Consider the following 21917-nt stretch of genomic DNA (forward strand, 5'->3'; position numbering starts at 1 on the left):
TCCGTTATAGTTTTAGTGAAATTGAATCAGAGGTTTAATTCCTTGGAATAAGTGACTTGTAAAGGAGAAGCAAAGAGAACGTTGTCTGGTTGCCTTTTTGTGGTAGAAAATGGAAGTTATCTGAAGTGTTTACATTCTGTATCATGTAATTATTATCATATCTTGGGAATTAAAGTGAAAACCAATACCCATTTCATAATAACCCATATTAAACAAGTATACCACTGTTGTTTTAAATATTTTGCACTTTGATAACTTATTATGTAAATTTTCAATATAAAATGAGTTTTTTTGTCTTTTTTATGAATCACTTTGAGCCAAAATTCACAAAAAAACTGGCCCTCGGGATGTATGAATACATTCCTGATAAGGCCAGCCTCTATCACATCATACTTACAATCCAACCGATCCAATACGCAAATGGAATTAATAGCAACTGTGCTAAAACTGTGCCGAACAGACGGGATACGAGCATACACCCGTAGATCTGATTCATCCGATCCAAACGAATCTCACCACGTAATGATTTGTCACTGAGCAAGGAAATTCGTGGATCAATCAGGATGGTCAGCAAAATAGTTGCTATTCCGTTAATCAGCCCTGTTGATTGGGATGCAGCTACAGCCTGCGCTGGATAAAGGTAAGCTGCGTACAAGCTGGACAGGACACCCGTGGTGTAGATTGCGGTTACCGCTACATTCAGCAACATTAACCGTCTTGGCATCCCATGCCTTACCAATCGTTTAGCCATCTTCCAGGATGGCGGGGTGATGTAATACGTTGCATTTCTAATCTTGCTTCGCTTCAGCATACCGCGAACCATTGCAGGGATGGAACCGGCTGCTTCAAAATGCACAACCATTCTTGATGAGAGCTTCACCATGGTTGGGAAACACAATATGGCTAATGCCGTTCCTATCGTTGCCGCCCCCATTAACCAATGCAACTGCGCTGCAAAGTGTGGATTGGCCCCACGCGTTGCGGTATCCACCAGATTACCTACCATCGGGCCCTGGGCCATATTCGAGGTTCGAGAAACCAACAGCAAGATACCTGCCAGTGAAATGGCCAGCGCGATTCTGCGGGTGCGTAGTCCGCCAAGACGCAGCGCATATGACAAGCTGTCTGCGGCATGAATCAGCATGGTGAACAGCATAGGTATTGCCAGACTAAGACTAAACATATGTATGTACTCCTTTATCTTCCTTTTGTTGAACTTATTTCTTTCATGGACAGCATTATACTCCTCCCGCTTGCAAAAGTATAGAAATGAGATCCTTCTGGAACATCGTTTATCCCTTCCCTCACAGGGTAATATACAACTAATCCATTATTGTACAGGAGGGGTTCATATGCCTTGGAACAAACAGGATTATCCGGTATCCATGAAGAACCTGGAACCACGTGTCAGACACAAAGCAATTGAAATCGCGAATGCTCTACTCGATGACGGGTATGAGGAAGGGCGCTCGATTGCCATTGCCACAGCTAAGGCGGAAGAGTGGGATGAGAATCATCCCACACCGGAAAGTTCGAAATCGGACTCCACAACTTCTTCCGAAAATTCCAACCATAACAAGTCATCTTCTACGGAGCGTCGTCATTCCGAGCCCGTCTCTTCGTCCAAAAGTCATGACAACATCCATGTCGTGCCTACCGACTCCGGTTGGGCGATCAAGGAAGAAGGCAAGTCCACCTATCTGTCCGCATTTGATACTAAGGCAGAAGCTGTAGATAAGGCCAAAGAACTTAGTAACAAACAAAATATTCGAGCGATTATCCATAATCAGGATGGTCAGATTGCTTCTTCGATCAAGCCCTGAATGAATCGGATGGTATGGGAAAATGGCAAAATTATTCACCACGGATTGTATGAGCGAAAACAATAAAATCCCCTTTTGCTGCTGAAGAGCAGACAAAGGGGATTTTATTTGAACTTTAACTATCAAGACCTGAATATGATGCACACAGGTTATGGTTGTTCTGAAACGTATGGTCAATGGGATACCCCTCTAGCCACCGTAGTCCGTTGTGAAACAGCAGCAGCATTAACTGCTTTGGCTGCAGCCGATGGCACCGGCAGTTTCACAGCTGAAGTCGTAACCACGGTTCCGCGAGCCGGAACACTAACGACGTACGTAATGACTTTGCTGGCGATCCATACGGCCAGAATCGTATATAAAGTTTCTTTTACCGGAAGAAAGAAAAGCGACAATCCCAATACAAAAGCATCACTGACAAAGAAAACTGTTCCCAGCTTCCATCCCTTCCAGCGACTAACCAGCACGGCGAGAATATCGTCTCCGCCTGTCGCTCCACCGAATCGAAGCACGATCCCAGCACCTAACCCTGTCATTAGACCGGATAGAACTGCCGGAATCCACAGATTTCCGTTAAACGACATCACGAGTGTGGAGTATCGTTCAAAGCCGTCATAGAATAGGGAAAATGCACCGACGCCAAGCAATGCCTGAATCATGAATTTCCAGCCTTTGAGGAACCAAGCCAGGATCATGACCGGAATGTCCAGTAACAACATACCGATAGCAGGTGATAAGCCTGTTGCGTATTTTCCGAGCAGGGCCAGACCAACAAATCCGCCCTCCGATAAATGATTCTGAAAGTTAATGTGATAATAGGCAAAAGCTAAAATAAATGTACCGAGCAGCATAATGGCGAACTTGATCGCCTCTGTTTTAACGTGTTGTAAGGTTAACGATGTTCTCTTCATTCAGGTTCCCTCGCAGTTTGTAGGTTGGTTTTTTAGACCGACCGTACCCTGCAAAAGGCAAGCCTGGAAAAAATCATCGTGTACGTCCTTCGAATATTCATTCCAATCCCCTCTTTCGCAGAGTCAGCCGTTTTTTTGAACCGGTTGGTGTACTCTACAAGGGGCGCTATGTGTATGAGAGATCGTAACGTTTCCAGATCGTCCTTGGGGAGATTGTCCTTCGGGAACTCATGGTATCCTGATCCTTTCTGTTCTGTTGTGGTTAGCTGTGCTTGGTTAAACTGAAAAATAACAACAATGCAGAAGCTTGAATATTTAACTTTACACTTATCACTTCGATTCCAGTACCCTCTTTCGATCGCTGTTATCTCCGGATTTTTTCGATTCCCTTTTTCTAAAGGGAAAATCCGTTGACAAATGCGAGCGCTTCGCTTCTACAGATGGGTTCTGCACTCTTCGTTCTTGTGTAAATTCTATCTCCAACTTACAGCAGTTGCAATTAAATCAATTTAAACACCAAAGCTAACTTGCTTGTTCTTCTATTATATAACACCAACGTGACCGGGTCTAAACAGCAGACCCCTCAAAAACGCGCATAAAGCAGCCTTTGGACTGCTCCAGCAGTCGTACAGCAACACCAGGATAAGCAATGCTTGCTAATGGTGCAACCTGCTCCTTTATTCTATGACTAAAGCTCACAAAAATAACTGTCAGTCACCCAACTGTGACAAAATGGGGCCTTTTTTTATTTTCTGGGGGTTTGTTAAGGAATCATTATCCTTTTGAACATACACTATAGCAAACGTAATCGGCTTATTATCGGTCCAGCTCAAACGTTTCCATACTTACTCTGCTGTTTATGGTATAATATAACAATTGAATCCCACTACCGTTTAAGCGAGGCGGATTGATGAAAACGTTAAAGCCAAGAGTCTTTATTGGCTGCTCGCTGGAAGCCAAGCCGATTGCAGCCGCAGTACACGAAAACTTACGTTTCTCAGCTGAAGTCACCCCCTGGTACTCTGGAGTTTTTAATCCAAGCAGCTATACCATGGACGACCTGGAAGCAGAAGTCCGTACAACAGACTTTGCCATTTTTATTTTTCATCCGGATGATATATCCAAAATTCGCGGGAAGTACTACGCGTCGGTCCGGGATAATACAATGCTTGAAATGGGTCTGTTTATGGGCCGTCTGGGACGAAAGCGTATTTTTTTCATTCTTCCTGAAGATATTACGGACATCAAGGACACGACCAAAGTCGAGGGATTGCGTATGCCCACAGATTTGCTGGGATTAAATCCACTCGTGTATGAAATTCGTTCTGACGGAAAGTGGGCGCCAGCTGTCTCGGTGGCTTGTTCCAAAATCGCAGACAGTATTGAGGAACAAGGACGCTGGAGTGATCCAGAATTGGAGAATATCATCGAGAAGCACAAGCGTACTGAGGGAGAAGCAAGGTTACAACTGCTCAAGTTGCTGCGGTTCTTTAGGGAATTGCTGCGTACCCGCAAAGCAGATGCCAAAATGCTGGAGCGAATGAGCGATGCCCTGCGTACCGCCTTTGTCTCTAACCCTCCATTTGCCGTACGTGGCACAGCCATATACCGTACAGATGACAGTGGTTATATTGAGCAATTATGTGGTAATGTTGGAGAACCGGGGAGAAAGTATGACTTGTCCGCTAATGACGACAAACAACCGGATGATCCCAAGCGCATCCTGGTGATTGATTCTTACCGGGAAAACAAGATCAAGATCAATCTGTATGATGATTACCTTGAGAAAGAATATTTGCTATGCTATCCTGTAGCCAAGAGGTATGTAATCACCGTTCACATTATTGGACATATTGAAGCGGATGAGGCGGTATTTCAGCAGATTGACCTACAGAATCGTCAACTGTTCAACGCCATCAACGATTTGTTAGGAGGCGAACCGGAATGAAACCGGAAACGAAAAAAATAAGCAAGCGCTGGGGCAGCGAAAAAAAGGTACGCCTCAGTTCTGCGCCCGAATCATCACGACCGGTTCCGGAACCCAAGGAAGAAGATCGTTTCCACAAGCCGGCCGTACCGCTAACTACCATTGGGCCCTCCCTGAAGGGCAAGGAAAGACCTTATAAGGTCATCCTTGAAAAAGAGGCGTTCTACGAAAAGCCTCAATATCTTGCTTAATTTCTGTACACATCATCAAACCTGCCGCTGAATCGGCAGTATTCCATAGGCCCCGCCGCCCAAGGCAGGGGCCTTTTTGTTGCTCATTTTCGTCAAAATAGAACTGCTTCTTCTCGTTGACCTGGCATCATCGGGTTGCGGCAAATCATCCTGAATCATTATTGTAATTCGTTGCTTTTAATTGCTTTAATTCATTTTTTGTAATTACTTCTGTAGCAGACTGCATTGCATAAGGCTCATTTGGTTTATGGCCTTAGGTTTCCTGCAAAACCCATAAATTATACCTAATTTTGGAGTGAGCTTGTCCTTAAAGCCTTAGCTTCATTTACTATCTGTATCTTCAGGAAAATGCGCTAGTGCTTGCTTCCAATATTTCTCGGTTGTATTGTGTATCTCCATTACATATATTGATTATAATATAGGAACACATGTTCTGTAAACAAAAAATTCCAATTAAAGGTTAAGGAAGTGAACATATGACATCCTCTACTTTCGCCCCATCCCCTGCGGATGAAGACCACAGCCTGATTAAAGGTCTGGTTGTGCGCACGCTATTGCTGGATGTACTTGAACGGGATATTCGCACACTGGATACATTGTCACTTAAGATGCCTGAAGTCTACATTCTCTCACTGACCCGTATTCAGAACAATGTGCTCAAGGAGATGTTGGAACTTCGCAAGCAGATGAGAACTCGCGGTGTCAAAGTGTTGGAAGAGAAACGTGAGGCCGATGGAATCGAAACCCTGTACATGTGCAGGGGGTATTGGCAACGTTTCTACATGTTATGGACGTTCGCACGCAATGAAGTCAAAAAAGAACTCAGTCGGCATCTGCAGATGGACCTGGCGCAGAGTTGATATCCATCCCCAGCAAAACAAGTTGACCACGGAAGGTTACGTTCATTAAGATGGAATAGAATATCCAACCAATCCAATAAGGCTTGAACTGAGTTCAATTCCTATAAATAAAAACAAGCCTACTTGCCATCAATGGCGGACAGACTTGTTCAGATGGACTTGATTTCAACCCGGATATACTCTCAACGTCTTATCAATCAAGGAGCTGTACTTCATGGATTTGAACACACATTCGACTAAGCTAACACCCGCACATACAGGCATTGCCGCAGATGTGACCGAATTGATCGGCCAGACACCTGCCGTAAAACTGAACCGACTCACAGGCAGCGAATCCGCTGACGTATACGTGAAACTGGAATACTTCAACCCAAGTGGCAGTGTCAAAGACCGTGCGGCCTACAACCTGGTCGTTCAGGCTGAACGGGCAGGACTGCTGCTCCCCGGAGCAACCATTATTGAACCAACCAGTGGTAATACCGGCATCGGTCTTGCGATGAACGCTGCTGCCAAAGGGTATAAAGCCATTTTGATCATGCCGGACAACATGTCCAAGGAACGCATCAATATCCTGAAAGCCTATGGTGCAGATGTGGTGCTCACCCCCGCTGCCGAGCGGATGCCAGGTGCGATTCGCAAAGCGAAAGAACTTCAGGCAGATATTCCGGGAAGTTTCATTCCGCAGCAGTTTGAGAATCAAGCGAACCCGGATATTCACCGGGTCACCACGGCTCCCGAGATTATGCAGCAGATGGATGGCAAACTGGATGCTTTTATTGCCACCGCTGGAACTGGCGGAACCATTACCGGAACGGGGGAAGAACTGCGCAAGCAGTTGCCCGATATCCGTATCTATGCGGTGGAGCCAAAAGGCTCTCCAGTGCTGTCCGGTGGCGAGCCCGGACCACACAAGCTCGTCGGTACAAGTCCGGGGTTCATTCCGGACATCCTGAATACCGACGTGTGGGATGCCATTATCCAGGTGTCCGATGAGGATGCACTGGATACGATGCGGCAGCTTGCTGCCCGGGAAGGGCTGCTGCTCGGCCCTTCCTCTGGTGCTTCGGTGTGGGCCGCCCTTCGCATCGCGAAGGAACTGGGGCCTGGACACCGGGTGCTCTGCATTGCGCCGGATACCGGGGAACGGTATCTGAGCATGGGTATTTTTTAACAAAAAGGCATTAGGAATTCAACAAAACGAAACATGTAAAAGAACAAAAAAGCCTGAACAACGCAAAAAAGCCCTTGCTCCCCTACGAATGTTTAATCCGCAGAGAACAAGGACTTTATGAAGGCAAATATCACTTTTAAAAAATGTGAAAACATTAAAAAGTATATTCGCTATAACATCTAACACTAATTAGTGTGTCAGGGTTGTCCATTCCACACCTTCGGGGAGCAGAGCCGCAATGCGGTCTTTGGCTTCCTTTTTGGTATACAGCGATTCATCGAGAATGACCGCAGAACCGGAATCCGTGCTCGTCCGAATCAGACGTCCGAGACCTTGCTTCACACGCAGGAGCATATACGGAAGATCAATCTCTTCGTAAGGTGCTGCCGATGCACTGCGTTTCGCATTGAAGACAGGGTCCTGTGGCGGATAAGGAAGCGACCAGATCATAACGTTGGATAATGACGGTCCTGGAACGTCCAGTCCTTCCCACAGATTGACGGAGCACAGCACACTCTCCTCATCCTGCTGGAACGCTGCAATCAGGTCACTGATCTCCCGGTCACCCTCGTACATAAAGCGCAACCCTTCTGCTTCAGGGACATGAACAATGTCTTGCTTGAACGCACGCAATTCCTCCATCGTACGGAACAGGATCAGTGCACGGCCCCCACTCTCCTGAAGTAAAGATACTGCATCCCGCATGCGATTTTCGTTCTCCGGGTGGCCTGGCACGGCCTCATTGGTAATCTTCATCTGCATTTTGTCGGCGTAATCATATGGTGATGCGACGGAGAAGGATACAAAATCATCAATGCCCAGGCTGTCCGCCACATAGCGGAATGAACTATCCACGGATAACGTTGCAGAGGAGAACACGATTGGAATGCCTGTATTGAACACACGCTCATTCAGCATTTCCTTCACCGTACGCGGCATGATCGATAATGTCGTCTCATCTTCACTCTCTTCCGCCCAGCAGATGTAGCCGTCTTCCTTACGGAACAACGCAAGTGCAGACTGAATCATGTCCAAATGTTCCTCAACGACACGCATCTGGTACCCATCCAGCGAGAACAATCCGCTCTCAAATACCAATTCTTCGCCAATCGCATCCAGCACACTGGTTAGACGTTCAATCTCACGCAGCAGTGGCGGCTCTACCCGAACTTCTTTCCGTTCCGATCCCGGAATCGCCACCGTGTACGTATCCAGCAACGCAAACAGTCGCTCACTGCTCTCAATCGCTTCATCCACACGCTCCGCGAGGGATTCACGAATCTCTCCTTCAAGCAGGCGAGTCACGAGTTCCTCGAAGATCCGGTGTTTCAATTTGTAACTCAGTGCGTTCAGGGCTGCTTCTTCCAGCAAATGTCCTTCATCAAATACAACTGAGCTGTGATCTGGCAGCAGTGGCAATTGTCCCTCGCGTTTGCGCGCATCATAGGTCCAGATATGCTCCATGTAATAGTCATGGGAACAGATGATGATGTCCTTGGAACGGCGGTAATGGTCACGCGACAGCGTTAGTCCGCAGCGTTGACGTTTTGGACAAACGAAGCAATCCTGGAACGGGTCCCAGTTAATTTTGTTCCACTGGCGATCATTCAGATGCGGATACTGTTTGCGGTCACCATACGGATGGAAAGCCTGAAGCGTACCCGGCGTATTCACAAAATCCGGAAGGCTCTCATGCACTTCTTCAATGACAGGCGCATCCTCATCCGCGAATCGCACCGCACTTAATTTGTTCAGACAGACGTATTGGTCTGGTGATTTGCCCAGACGTGCGTCCACTTCCAAATCCAAATGTGCAGCCAGCTTCGCAATATCTCCGCCGGGCTTCACGAGCTGTTCAATCAAGGACTCATCGGCACAGGCGATCACCGCCGGTTTGCCCGTATAACGTGCATAACAGACTGCATAGAGCAGATAGACTAACGTCTTGCCTGTTCCTACACCGGCCTCAGCCATAATAGTCTTTTTATCTCCAAAGGCCCGTTCGAGCTGGTACGCCATAAAAATCTGTTCATCCCGTACCTCGAAGCCGAACTCTGGCAAAATATCGTAAAAAACATCAGCAACCCACTCTCCCAGACGGGATACAAAAGGTTCAGCCGGATCATATGCAAAAGGATAACGTTGTGTAGACAATCCTAGGTCAGCCTCCATTCTTAGACGCGGTCCTCTTTCATTTTCCGTTCAAAAAAGGCCGCAGGGCAAAAGTTAATTATCTCACGTGATGAATCGGGTGACAAGCTTTTTTTTGCTAGGTTATTTGCGAGGTTCAATGTATAGAACCAATTTTCAGGGAAATTATATATTAGAATCCACTTTAAGGAAAGGCGGTGCTCCACTCCATGAATCATCAGTCTTCACAACCAGAGCATTCCTCAGACAAGGCAGCTGAGACATTAACAGATCGACAAGGTCACCCGATCACGGACAATCAGAATGTACGAACTGTTGGCAGCCGGGGGCCCACTACACTGGAGAATTATCATTTTCTCGAGAAGATCACGCATTTTGACCGCGAACGTATTACAGAACGAGTGGTTCATGCCCGCGGCGCTGGCGCTCATGGTGTATTTGAAGCGTATGGAACGGCCGGGGATGAACCGGTATCGAAGTACACACGTGCACGTCTGTTCCAGGAAAAAGGCAAAAAAACGCCCGTATTCGTTCGGTTCTCCACCGTTATTCACGGCGGGCACTCACCGGAGACCCTTCGGGACCCGCGCGGGTTTGCTGTAAAATTCTATACGGAAGACGGCAACTGGGATCTGGTGGGTAACAACCTGAAAATCTTTTTCATTCGCGACCCGCTCAAATTCCCGGATATGGTACATGCCTTCAAGCCCGACCCGTTAACCAATGCACAGGATATGGAGCGGTTTTTCGATTTTGTCTCGCTAAGTCCTGAAGCTACCCATATGGTGACATTCCTCTTCTCTCCGTGGGGAATTCCGGCCAATTATCGGCAGATGCAGGGGTCGGGTGTCAATACATATAAATGGGTCAATCAGGAAGGCACGGGCGTACTCATCAAATATCACTGGGAACCGCTCAATCAAGGGATACGCAACCTGCTGCAAAAAGACGCGACCGAGATTCAGGGAGTGAACTTCAATCATGCGACGTTGGATCTGTATCACGCCATTGAACAAGGGGACTATCCCGAATGGGAGCTGTGCGTTCAGGTGATGGAGGACGGCGAGCATCCAGAGTTGGACTTCGACCCGCTGGACCCGACCAAGCTGTGGCCGCAGGATCAGTTTCCTTTTCTACCCGTGGGCAAAATGACGCTGAATCGTAATCCCGAAGACTATTTCAATGAGGTCGAGCAAGCAGCGTTCGGTACAGGCGTTCTGGTGGACGGGCTCGATTTCTCGGATGACAAACTACTGCAAGGACGCACCTTCTCCTATTCGGATACCCAGCGTCATCGGGTGGGTTCGAACTATCTGCAACTGCCTGTAAATGCACCGAAAAATCGGGTAGCTACCAATCAGACTGGTGGTCAAATGCAGTATCAGGTGGATCGGGCGCCAGGTCAGAATCCGCATGTCAATTACGAACCTTCATCGCTCGGTGGCTTAAAGGAAGCAACCCCTCGTGGCAAGGATCATGAACCCCTGGTGGAAGGCCGACTTGTCCGCGAGAAGATTGAGCGTACGAATGACTTTGGTCAGGCGGGAGATACGTACCGGGCGTTCGAGGATTGGGAGCGGGATGAGCTGATCAGTAACATGGTAAGCGCATTGGCACAATGCAAACCGGATATCCGGGAGAGTATGATCTCTTACTTCACCCAGGCCGATGCCGATTACGGTCGGCGCGTCTCTGAAGGGCTGGCCTCTGTGCCAACCGATGATAGTGCAACGGTTCAACCGAAACATGAACCAAGCGTCGAGCAAGCGGAGAAACGCAGTCGTGAGACGGACGGTTATTAAGGTAGGTGGACAGCGTTTAGACTGATGATTGATGAGTCTGACAACGTTAGTACATGTGAGTATTTTGGATAAGCAGATTGCGTTCTGAATTAAACATAGCCCTGATTGTCATGTTGCCAGTTGCAGCTGCTATCGGGGCTTTTTTATGATTAACTTGATTGTAATCTCCTAATCTCCACTTCAGGATGCATGTTGCTATTTATTTTAAATTAAATGAAGTTCATCTGAGTGGATCAAAGGTAAGACTGGTGCTCTGAGAATGGAAAAGCGTGCTTCTTTACGTTCATTTCAGATGATTCTTCGTTAAATGAGAGCTATCACCCAATGGAAAGATTACATAACCCCCGTGATATTACAGGCATTGGAAGCTTCCAGGCCTGACCTGCCTGCATGTAACTCCATCTGATCAGATGATTATTGATGATAACGCTTACAACATTTACCATAAAACTGTGTCCTAGAGATTGCATCTAGCCAGCCGGCATGACTTATCTCATGGATAACGGTCTGGTACACGGCTACCACATGCTCTTCATTCTATTCCCAATTAACCAAGGAGGTTTGCGTAATGAAATTATTCCCATCTACATCTACTCATGCATCTGTACGATCCGAACGTTCTCTGAAATCGAAAATGGCCCAGATCTGTCTGAGCGCCGCGTTCCCTCTATTATTGATTGGTGGTGGATCGGCTGGTGCTGCGGAACTGATCGAGAGCAGTTTACTAAATCCCTCTGAATCGGTAGCGACTTCGAATATCGCACTTGCCGCTGGTGATCTGTATGTGTCTCCTGACGGCTCAGCCAGCAATCCGGGAACACTGAACAGCCCTACGTCACTCGCTAACGCATTGACCCAGATTGCACCGGGTAAAACGATCTATCTACGCGGAGGTACCTACAATTTCTCGGAAACGGTTACGATTCAACGAGGCAACAGCGGTACTTCAGGGCAGCGCAAAAATCTGGTGGCGTATGGATCAGAAAAACCGGTCTTTGATTTCTCAGCCCAAGCCTTCGCTTCTACCAACCGCGGGCTGCAAATGTTCGGAGACTACTGGTTCGTTAAAGGGCTTGAAGTTAAGGGCGCGGGCGACAACGGGATCTTCATCGGGGGCAGCTATAACCGCCTGGAACAGATCGAAGCTCATCATAACCGGGATACGGGAATTCAAATGGGACGTTATGCTTCTACTGCCGCCAAGAGTGAATGGCCTGCGTATAATGAAGTGATTCGTTCGTACTCCCATGATAACTATGACCCGGATAATGGAGAAGATGCCGATGGTTTTGCCGCCAAATTGACGGTAGGCCCTGGTAACCTGTTCGACGGTTGTATCGCCGCGTATAATGTGGACGATGGCTGGGATCTGTACAGCAAGACAGACACGGGCGCCATTGGTGCAGTAACCATTCGTAACAGTATTGCGTACAACAATGGACAAACTTCGGACGGAACATCAACCTCGGATAGCGATGGCAATGGCTTCAAGCTCGGAGGCGAGAAAATCGCCGTGAATCATATTGTCGAGAACAGTATTGCCTTTAATAACAAAAAGCATGGCTTCACCTATAACAGCAATCCCGGTTCGATCCAGATGAAAAACAACACCTCCTGGAACAATGGGCAAAGCAACTTTGCCTTTGATGTAGGCACCCACATCTTCACCAACAACCTGTCCTTCCAAGGCGGCGCTAGCGACAAAACGAGTGGAACCGACGTCAGCAGCACTAACGTCTGGTGGAAGAACAAAAAAAGCGAGAACGCCAAAGGCCTGCTCGCCAGCGCAGCCGACTTTGTCTCCCTCGTGCCTTCGGTAACACGTAGCGCGGACGGAACACCTGTCCTGGGCAATTTCCTCAAGCTTGCGAACGGCAGTGATCTGATTGGATCGGGTACGCCATCGGGTACGAATATTGGTGCGAGATAGGGGGTAGCTAGTAAGATAAAAGAATAATTTATAAAGCAAAGTCCCCTCCCCCATGCCAGCCGATTGCTGGTGATGGAGAAGGGGACTTTTGATTTGCTGTGTATTGTCTGCTGGCTTATAGAGTAGATAGATAAATACTTACGTTTTGCCTAAAACCTCAATGATGAGTCTGCCGCCTGTGCGAAAACCTTGCTCAAACGCCGCTTCCACATACATGGACGTGGATTGTCCGATCAAGTCGATCAGTTGTTCCAAGGCATCGTATTCGTTCCCCGTAAGCTGTGTTTTGTAGTCCTGCATCAGGTCCGATATCTGGCGATTGATCTCCTGATACTCAGCTTGCTCAGGATGAATCGACTCGTCCAACCGCAGGTTCCCGTGAAACAAATCCTCGATCAGGTTTGACATATTATCCCCACCTAGTCTTTTTCCAACTATTCTCACTATACTTTAGCGGATTTTCCGCTAAAAATCAATAGCGGATAACACGCTAAAGTATGATATTGGTGAGGTGATGATAATGTACGCTCGTATACGCAATTTGCGTGAAGACAAAGACTTATCCCAAACACAAATGGCCGCCTATCTTGGCTGTAGTCAACGTGTCTATAGCAATTATGAACGTGGTGAATTGGACATTCCAACGACTATATTGATTAAGCTGGCAGACTATCATCAGACCAGCACTGATTATCTTTTGAATAGGACGGATATAAAAAATCCATATTCTTCAAGTTAATTCAAATTGATTTCTGAACATAAATTGACACTATACAAAACTAACTGAAAGTCATAGTTTCTAACAAAAATATAATTATGCAGAACTGTTTCAGGTATCTCCTCAAAGACAGATACTTGTGAATCAATACTCTACACAGTTGTAGTAGAGTTTGGCGACCTGAAAAGTTTCTTGAGTTCACGGTACTTTACAACAAGAAGTACGAAATCTCTGTCACTGCACTAAATGATTCGTGTAGCACAAAATTAATTACACTTATGAATTAATAATATTCAGAGTCTCATCTAAATAATTTTCCATGCTACCATCATATTCACTTAAAAATGCGCGTTCTCTTACTCCTTCTCCTATACATATCAATTTAGCTCTTCCATGAAAATACTTCTTATTATACTCGTGTATGTTTTTTTCATTTTCTTTAGTTTCTGCTATTGATATTATTAACTGAGTATCGGTGGGTTTATTTTCCCCAATAAACTCAACAATAGCATTTTTATTGGATTGTTCTATATCTTCCTTGAAAATTGCATCAAGCATAAATGGAAAACGATGTATACAATCAGTTTTTTCTATTAATTTATTCAAAGCAAAGTTATATGCAAGTACTGTTTTATGAAGTTCGACTCCTTGAGAAGGAAACGCTGAAATGTTATATAATGATGTATATCTATCTTCTATTAAAGCTTTAACACCCAAATCATCAACATAAGTTATAAAGATTTTTTCAAATTCTTTACTTTTGTACAATCTAGACTTTTGAACCTCTTCTTGTGTTTTAAATCTTTTGAGACTATTTTCTATACTGTTTTTTTCAGCACTTAATATCCCTAACTTAGATTTAATATCACGAATCAATTGTATATTTACTTTATTATCCAACCAACTATCAAAAGATAAATTATGTTTAAAATATCTTTTTAGTATTTTGTATGTTGTTAAGTTACTTTCTTTAAGATCATTTATACGTTTTCCCAATGAATTGATCTCCGATTGCAACTTCTTCATCATCTCTTTACATTTTTCTATTTCTGACTCAGTATCATTCTCTTCTTGAAAATACTTATATGATGAAGTAATACTAAATGAGAGTTCTCTATCACAAGCTGGACATACTCCCCCTATTGGGTTTTGTTTCTTATGATGTCTTGACACTTTCCGAAGTAAAGACAGCCGTTCTTTGTAATAGCTTTGTTCATTACATTTAGAAATATATTCTTCTTCATTTTTATTTAAAAGCACCTGGTTATCACTGTGTGACTTAATATATTCTAATGATTCTTCAATAAATTCTTCATCAATTAGTTTTGTAATTTGAAATTCATCATTATTTTTATCTAAATTCAGATAAAATTTAATTTCATCTTCTATACTTTTCAATTTCCATTCTAATTCCTGCTTTTTATCTCTATCAACGAGTGATTCTATTCCCAAATAATAGTCAAGATAGTCTTCTTTAAGATTTTTATAATATTCAAAGCTACTAAAAGATTTTCTAAGATATACCCACCCTACTGACTGAGGTATATAATAAGGCAAAAACATTGCTTCTATTGGAGCAGCTTTGTATCCCTCCTTATTCTCTAATTTAAGCGAGAAGTTAAATAGTTTATGGAGGTACTCTTTAAGTTTAATATGTTCAGCAGAATTATTCGCTCTAATACCACTAAACCTTATAGTGGGTTTATTTAACATTTTAATGAAAATAGTTTCATCATCTCTAACAAAAGTAACTTTCTCACTATTCTGATTATTAATTACTTGCACATCCAGCCTTAAAAAAGCACCTTCTTCAATAATTTCTTTTAGGTGGTCATTATTGTCGTTTATTCCTAAAGTGTATAAGAGCATTTGAAAAACTGTACTTTTTCCTGAAGTATTCTTTCCATAAATAATGTTTGTATTATCATCAAGCTCTGTGTAAAAATATTTGTTTTTACTTTCTGAATATGCAAACAGTTCATTGATTATTAATTTTGTCTTCATAATTGCCCCCTTACTTCTATATATGCAGCATAAATAGCTGCTTTTATACTTAGCTCTGACAATTGAGAACTTACGTTCTTTCGAAACATTTGGTATAATTCTAAAATACAATCGGTCTCCACGGTAAAACGGTACATTATATTACTATTCACCTTAACAAAGGAGAGTATTTTTCTGTGTTCAACTTGTTGATAATCTTTAAATCTATCAAAGCTATTAATAAAATTCAGCTTAAACTCACTCTTTTCCGGAATGGCAATCCCCAAATTTCTACACACTTCTTTTTCCTCGTTTCGCCACAAATCAAAAGCCAACGTTTTTGTAGTAATAACATCAATAGCATCATTAATGCTTGAAGAACTAACACGTTTCGATTCATCCATTAACTTCACAACATTGCCTTGGTTTAAAGTGTTCTCTACATCTCTAAATAAAAGCAACAGAGCATCAACAGCAGCTCTATGATCACTGACCTTTTCTCCAAATATTCTATTAAACTGTCCAACTAATAAATCCTTTTGCCCAGCACTTTTCTTTGGCAGATCTATATAAGCTAATGAAATATTATCTAATTCTTTTAAGCCTTCTAAGTCCTTGCCAAGAATTTTTTTAATTTCCACTTCAATTCTATTAGTTATTTCTGAATCTAATTCAGTAAATTTCAGCCTACTATTGCTTTCGTTTATAGTTACACTTTTATTTTTGCCCTTTCCTTTGACACCATTACTTAATTTTATAGAGTTATTCGTTATAAATTCTAAGTTATGCTTATAGTTTTTTTCTTTCGGCATGCTATCTGCGTTCAGTGATAATCCTACCCCAGTCATTTTCCCAAGTAATTCATACAAAGTACTCATTTCCCACTTTTCAGAAGACTTCTTTGCTTGATAAGAGTCAATGGAGGTAATAAGTTCATCATAGGTTTGATAACAAAACAAAAAATCATCATGGTGTTCTATACAAATAAAGTATTTTTCATTTTTTATATCCTTATATTTTTCGAACAAAAAGTATAGGGCACAATGTTTTTGAAATTCAGTGCCCGTCGAACCATGAACACCAGCGTTTACAGCTTTACTTTGATTATTCATTGTCTATTCCTCTACACAAATTATTTATATAAATTTGCATTAATCCATTTCCTCCACAATACAAGGAGTTATAGTATTAGGAATATTTCGACAAATATATTCAAAATCCTTCTATTTTATGCATTTTTCTTCTTCATCCTCTTTCTTAGATTTCTTCTGCTTAGTTGATTTACTATTCTGCCATGATTTGAGGACAAGGTTGCCTGAGATGCTGGGCAAATGATGAATCAGCTAAAGCAGAAGAGAAAAGTAGTGATTCCTTTCTCATAAACTACACCAAAACCTCCTTTCATAGATTTCTTACCATGAGATTAGTATGTAATAATTCTAACACAAACATAAGAACGTATGTTTGTTTTTTGAAATATAAATCGGCCTCAGTACTCCACAAAGGCTTCGTAATAATAGCAGAGACACAAGTTGTTTATAAGCTACCAGCATTACCTCCAAAAGAACTCCTTTTTCTTCCATAAAGACCATCCGACTTTGTTAACCAACGACATTTTCAACATGCAAAAAAACGGCATCTCTGCCGTTCATGTGTATATTTGATGGAGAGTATCTTGCAACAAGCGAAGATACCTCCCTCAATATTAAAATGATTAAATTAAATGAGTTACCTTTATTTCCTTTTTGTAGTTATTTAAATATTCTGCTAATAATCGCCTATGGCAATTGTGCGGTTTATCTTCACTACACAAAAAACAAGTTACCTCTTCTTGTAAAATATCATCAATACGATTTTCAACTTTTCTTTTCTCGAGTAGACCAACATACTGTTTTTCGTACTCATCCCAACTCATCAATTTCTTTTTATAGGCACTGAGTATATCTTCTGTTGGAGCAAGCATGACATCATGCTTATAAGATATTCCAACTAGCTTCATTACGTATGAAAGATCATTTTTTTTAGCGTAACCCGACAATTGAGAAGTATTGTTAAGACGTGTGTCTATAAGATTAGTAACATTTGCATCTTTTATTAGAGTTACAAATTGCTCCAAACTTTTTTTAGCGAATCCAATTGTACAAATTTCTTTTTTCATAATTTTAACCCCTAAAACAGCGTAATTTGTTCAACAGTAATCGGATTTAACTCCTGAACCTCTACCCCATACTGTTCAAAAAACTCACCCACTAGTCTCCTATGACAATAGCGGTGATCTTTACAAAAGCAAACTAAAACCACATTTTTCCCAAGCAATAATCGTTTATAGACATTACGAAGTGCATTCAATTTCATATTAGATTTAAGCTCTATTAGAAATTTTTCTTCATACTTTGACCACCATTCAGTTCCTGGTCGATCTTTCCATTGATTCAAATAAGTGTGGAATAAATCAGAAGAAGGAGAAAGATCTCTTACAATTTCGGCGCCTGCAATTTCAGTACCTGCTCGCGTTATGAGCAAGATATCCGCATCAAAATTTACTTTCTTCAACCCTGCTGGATTGGATGTGAATATTTTTCCCGTGGGAATCATTTTGATGCCTCCTTTCCTCTGTCTCCTCATTATATCACAAACCTCATGTTTCTAATCCTTGGAATCATTCACTTATATTATTTTATAAAAAACTCATTAATGTATTACTGTTGCTACAAGTTTATAGTGATTCTGATCTCTATCATAGACTTCACCTAAACTTATCACTAACCCAATATTATTAAGAATGAATCTACCTTCATTTTGGTACAACTGAGTAAATGCATCATCGGTTATTCTTAGCCCAATGTAGTCATTCCCGTTGTATTCGAATGAAAGTTTATATTTTAATTTTTCATATCTATCAACATGAAGCACGGCTCTCGTAACGCAAACAAGCTTAAGTGAATAGTGTTGTGATGGAGTAAACTCTGAAACAAATATATCTTTTAGTCGACTGTCTGAATTATGGAAAATATATGTATCCGCATGTTGCTCCAGTAGTTCTTTTGCTTCTTCCAGAGATGACTCACCTAATTTTCTCCAATAATAACTTGAGTCATACTCGTAGTTTTCTGGTTGAAAATATTGTGGCACTGCTTTTGTCAGCTTTACTTGTATAATATCAAAAATTTGAGCTTGGGAACCGTCTTCATAAGTTAATTCATCTTCTGGTACAGCATGATGATAATGACTTGATACAAGTCTGATCCACTTACGCGAATCAATATCAACACCAGCAATACAATAGTTACCATGCTTTCTTGATTTAGTGAGTAAAATAAATTTGACGTCCATTCAATGACCCTCCCTATATCCCTGTCTGCAGACCTATTGTATCGCACCTTTACAAATAAACTTGTCGAATCTTGTTGTCGAAAATTAAAAAATATGAATATTATTTGATTATTATAGCTATTTTAGTAATCCTATAAAACAAAAAAAAGAGGCTACCTCTGTTACAAGGAGCCTCGTCACAATCTATATTTCATCCCTCTACTCAAGCTACTTATCCTAAAGCTTTAGTGGTTCTTTATTCTGGCCTTTCGAATCGTGTAAAGCATGATTTATTTCCAAAAAACTTTATCTATATTCAGCCTCACGTTATCTAGAATACCGAAGTCTTCGGTCCCCCTCAATCTTTTGAGCAAAATCACAAGCATGTTGAAAGTCTTCCTTGGTATAAAGTTCAGTTAACACATTCGATTCGCCTCTTCCTCCCAATTAGAACCATACTAAAAAAAGTAATTTGTGATCCATTCACAGTAGGACGGGTTAGGTGAATTGCTTCTAATAAAAGATCCGAGTTATTCGTATGATCTATCTCAGATATCAATCAATTGGAAAGAGCGTCTGCGGTCTCTCTCGTTATTTTTAATTCTATCTGGTCTAATTTCGACCACTTCTAGTCAATCAACTGATGTAGCGTCTCCACTGTCTTTTGTAAAGCCATCATCTTTTTTTTATTTAGTTCAATCTTTTCTTTATATCTTTCAACAAGATAATTCTTTTCCTCTAGAGGCTCTCCAATGAAACACACTTTTCTTTTCTTTTCACCAATGTACTTTTCCGCTTCTATCGAATGATAGGATGACATAATAACATTTGGGAGTCAGTCTCTAGGATTCTTAAAGCACCAGTCCGGGTCAAACAGTGAAGATTTCAGTTTTTGTATGTCCTCCCAGCTGTATACCCAATCATTGTCTGCTATCCAGAAATAATCATCAGGATTCAGCTTGAGATATTCGTAAATAACAATGAAGTATCAACTCTTGATTACCATAGATATCCTCAATGTGCCCGACTTGGCATAGTGATATATTAGGATCTAAACCTAAATCTTTGTGATAATAAAATTCAGTACTTAGGCTACTAATGCTGTGAATATGGAAAATCAATGAGGATTCATTGTCCCCTGTAAATGACTTATGATTAATATTCAACGTTGTATACAGGAACTCTCCTTCATTTGTATATGTTTTATTGTTATAGAAATAAAGAGCTGCGTCCGAATGAAAAGCTGCAACTATAGTATCAGCTAGAAGCTGCTCTGGAGAATATTTATCTTTCTTTGTGACGGATTGTAATATGAAGTGCGACACCTACTGTAAATAAAAAATGGCTCATAGCCTGATTCGTGTAGAATGAAAGTTACCACACCAGCATTCACACAAGGAGAATCAGTCCATGAGTTATTCACATCTTAGCATAATCGAACGCAGCAAGCTAGAAATCCTCCACAAACAAGGCAAAAGCTCAAGAGCCATTGCAAAAGAGCTGGGAAGGCACTCATCCACGATTTGCCGTGAACTAGATCGTGTTAATTCATCGCATCCCTATCAGGCAGAACACGCTCAGAACGCTTATGAGGAACGTCGTAAAGCCTCTGTCTCTTCCAGGTAAATGGTCAGACAACTTGGCTGCTTCACTGGAGGAAAAGCTGGAGGCAACGTGGTCTCCGGAACAGATCACTCAACGCTTCCGTACCGAAGGTCGGCGTGCAGTCTCCTTCAAAACCATCTATCGCTGGATCTACGCTGGGCGCTTGGTTCGAGGTGTATTACAGGTTCTCCGGCACAAGGGGAAGCGCCAGAAACCCGCAGAAACTCGCGGTAAATTCGCTATTGGTCAATCCATTTCAGATCGCCCCAAAGAGGTTCGTTCCCGTGAAACGTTTGGACACTGGGAACTGGATACCGTCGTATCGGGTCGTGGGAAAAGTAAAGGCTGCGTAGCGACGTTGATTGAACGCAAAACACGCTTATATACCGCTGTTCTCATGCCCGACCGTACCGCTTTGTCGATGGAGATTGCGCTCGGTGTAGCGATCTCACAGTACCCTACAGGGACCTTCCTCACAGCTACGGCTGATCGAGGAAAGGAGTTTGCATGCTATGCCAATCTGGAAACGACCCATAACCTGCAGGTTTATTTTGCTGATCCGTATTCGTCTTGGCAACGTGGTTCCAATGAGAATGCAAACGGGTTGCTTCGAGAGTTTTTCCCTAAAGGTACCGATCTCGCTCAAGTGGAGGATGAAGCTCTCGCCCAATCACTCGATCTAATGAATCACAGACCACGAAAATGCTTGGGTTGGAGAACCGCTCACGAATCTTTCACAGAGGAACTGTCGCACTTGGTTTGACAATCCGTCTTGTTAAAATAACAGCTGAAGTCCCCATTTTCATTTCTCCCTATTCCAAAGTGCAGTTTATCTGGTGAGACCGCATTATAGGCAAGTTCGAGCATAGAATCTATTCCTTACTCAAACTTTTGTCCCGCAACCACTTTATTGCTTCTTCACCCACCAAAATATTTGGTTCTTCTGGCGTTCCGATATTGATGCTTTTTATAAAAGCTTCTTCTATTCCTCTAAGCCCTGTTAAGTTAGCACCGTGCAACAAAGTTCCTTTAAACGATGTTGAACTGACATCTACCTGATTCATATTAGCATCTCGAAAATCTGTAAGGTACAGGGAACTGGAAATTAGCTTTGCATTTGACAAATTCGCATTTGTAAAAATGGACTCAGAAAGATCCGCTTTGGCAAACCTTGCACCTTGGGCATCTGCATCTGTAAAATCGGCATAAGACAAATCTGCCTTATAGAAATCAGCATTTACTACGTTGGTGTTAGTAAAGCTGGATGAACATAACAACGATGATGACATGTCCATATGTTCCAAATTCATGCCATCAAATGCACATTCGGTCAAATAAGCTTGATCCAAAGGATATCCCGATAAATCGATATGTCGATATGTCGATATGTCGAAAATCTATTTCAACTACACCTAATTTTTCACCTTTTGCTCCACTGGTTTCAATCCACATTCGATGTGAATTTAATTTCTCTAC

Annotated in this window: 18 protein-coding genes and 1 pseudogene; 9 read left to right on the top strand and 10 right to left on the bottom strand. The window is 42.5% G+C overall.

Annotated elements, in window-relative coordinates; all coding sequences use genetic code 11:
- Positions 1-382: 382 nt before the first annotated feature.
- On the bottom strand, positions 383-1183 hold the full coding sequence (locus tag M1D71_RS18925) for a lipid II flippase Amj family protein (protein ID WP_458123204.1): 801 nt from the start codon (positions 1181-1183) through the stop codon (positions 383-385).
- A 169-nt stretch (positions 1184-1352) separates the two neighbouring features.
- Between M1D71_RS18925 and M1D71_RS18930 the strand changes: the two genes are divergently transcribed.
- Entirely contained in the window at positions 1353-1823 is a 471-nt protein-coding gene (locus M1D71_RS18930) for a DUF2188 domain-containing protein (RefSeq protein ID WP_458123205.1), read from the top strand.
- A gap of 173 nt (positions 1824-1996) precedes the next feature.
- On the opposite strand, the gene M1D71_RS18935 is transcribed toward M1D71_RS18930, so the two are convergent.
- A complete protein-coding gene (locus M1D71_RS18935; protein WP_458123206.1) occupies positions 1997-2731 on the bottom strand; it encodes a YitT family protein in 735 nt (244 codons plus the stop codon).
- A 910-nt stretch (positions 2732-3641) separates the two neighbouring features.
- Here M1D71_RS18935 and M1D71_RS18940 point away from each other — a divergent pair.
- The 4 genes from M1D71_RS18940 to cysK all read left to right on the top strand — a co-directional run bounded on the left by M1D71_RS18940 (position 3642) and on the right by cysK (position 6940).
- Positions 3642-4679: a nucleotide-binding protein gene (locus M1D71_RS18940; protein WP_458123207.1), complete on the top strand. Its 1038-nt coding sequence runs from the start codon at positions 3642-3644 to the stop codon at positions 4677-4679.
- Positions 4676-4909 (top strand): hypothetical protein, encoded by a 234-nt coding sequence (locus M1D71_RS18945; RefSeq protein WP_017687536.1) that lies wholly within the window; start codon positions 4676-4678, stop codon positions 4907-4909. The genes M1D71_RS18940 and M1D71_RS18945 overlap by 4 nt, the downstream gene beginning before the upstream one ends.
- A 476-nt stretch (positions 4910-5385) precedes the next feature.
- Positions 5386-5769, top strand: coding sequence for a hypothetical protein (locus M1D71_RS18950; RefSeq protein ID WP_458123208.1), 384 nt, complete (start codon positions 5386-5388; stop codon positions 5767-5769).
- Between the two features lie 214 nt (positions 5770-5983).
- Positions 5984-6940, top strand: coding sequence for a cysteine synthase A (cysK, locus tag M1D71_RS18955; RefSeq protein WP_458123209.1), 957 nt, complete (start codon positions 5984-5986; stop codon positions 6938-6940).
- A gap of 189 nt (positions 6941-7129) precedes the next feature.
- Here the strand turns inward: cysK and M1D71_RS18960 are convergent, their stop codons facing one another.
- Complete coding sequence (locus tag M1D71_RS18960) at positions 7130-9094, bottom strand: ATP-dependent DNA helicase (protein ID WP_458123210.1); 1965 nt, start codon at positions 9092-9094, stop codon at positions 7130-7132.
- A gap of 206 nt (positions 9095-9300) precedes the next feature.
- On the opposite strand from M1D71_RS18960, the gene M1D71_RS18965 reads away from it, so the two are divergent.
- Complete coding sequence (locus M1D71_RS18965) at positions 9301-10893, top strand: catalase (protein WP_458123211.1); 1593 nt, start codon at positions 9301-9303, stop codon at positions 10891-10893.
- 568 nt (positions 10894-11461) lie between these two features.
- Positions 11462-12823, top strand: coding sequence for a right-handed parallel beta-helix repeat-containing protein (locus M1D71_RS18970; protein ID WP_458123212.1), 1362 nt, complete (start codon positions 11462-11464; stop codon positions 12821-12823).
- A gap of 138 nt (positions 12824-12961) precedes the next feature.
- Here the strand turns inward: M1D71_RS18970 and M1D71_RS18975 are convergent, their stop codons facing one another.
- Complete coding sequence (locus tag M1D71_RS18975) at positions 12962-13231, bottom strand: DUF6809 family protein (protein ID WP_458123213.1); 270 nt, start codon at positions 13229-13231, stop codon at positions 12962-12964.
- A gap of 166 nt (positions 13232-13397) precedes the next feature.
- Between M1D71_RS18975 and M1D71_RS18980 the strand changes: the two genes are divergently transcribed.
- Entirely contained in the window at positions 13398-13562 is a 165-nt protein-coding gene (locus M1D71_RS18980) for a helix-turn-helix domain-containing protein (RefSeq protein ID WP_458127295.1), read from the top strand.
- 255 nt (positions 13563-13817) lie between these two features.
- Here the strand turns inward: M1D71_RS18980 and M1D71_RS18985 are convergent, their stop codons facing one another.
- From M1D71_RS18985 to M1D71_RS19005, 5 genes are all read right to left on the bottom strand, one after another.
- Entirely contained in the window at positions 13818-15545 is a 1728-nt protein-coding gene (locus M1D71_RS18985; protein WP_458123214.1) for a hypothetical protein, read from the bottom strand.
- On the bottom strand, positions 15542-16636 hold the full coding sequence (locus M1D71_RS18990) for a dsDNA nuclease domain-containing protein (RefSeq protein ID WP_458123215.1): 1095 nt from the start codon (positions 16634-16636) through the stop codon (positions 15542-15544). Before M1D71_RS18990 ends, M1D71_RS18985 begins: the two co-directional genes overlap by 4 nt.
- A gap of 602 nt (positions 16637-17238) precedes the next feature.
- On the bottom strand, positions 17239-17682 hold the full coding sequence (locus tag M1D71_RS18995) for a DUF488 domain-containing protein (protein ID WP_458123216.1): 444 nt from the start codon (positions 17680-17682) through the stop codon (positions 17239-17241).
- Positions 17683-17693: 11 nt separating this feature from the next.
- Positions 17694-18119, bottom strand: coding sequence for a DUF488 family protein, N3 subclade (locus tag M1D71_RS19000; RefSeq protein WP_458123217.1), 426 nt, complete (start codon positions 18117-18119; stop codon positions 17694-17696).
- Between the two features lie 96 nt (positions 18120-18215).
- Complete coding sequence (locus M1D71_RS19005; RefSeq protein WP_458123218.1) at positions 18216-18857, bottom strand: dual OB domain-containing protein; 642 nt, start codon at positions 18855-18857, stop codon at positions 18216-18218.
- Between the two features lie 1389 nt (positions 18858-20246).
- On the opposite strand from M1D71_RS19005, the pseudogene M1D71_RS19010 reads away from it, so the two are divergent.
- Positions 20247-21204 (top strand): annotated as a pseudogene (locus tag M1D71_RS19010) (IS30 family transposase).
- A gap of 109 nt (positions 21205-21313) precedes the next feature.
- Here M1D71_RS19010 and M1D71_RS19015 read toward each other — a convergent pair.
- The gene (locus tag M1D71_RS19015; RefSeq protein ID WP_458123219.1) at positions 21314-21790 is read right to left on the bottom strand and encodes a pentapeptide repeat-containing protein; all 477 of its coding nucleotides are present in this window, start codon (positions 21788-21790) and stop codon (positions 21314-21316) included.
- Positions 21791-21917 lie beyond the last annotated feature (127 nt).

Source organism: Paenibacillus sp. Z3-2, assembly GCF_054161325.1.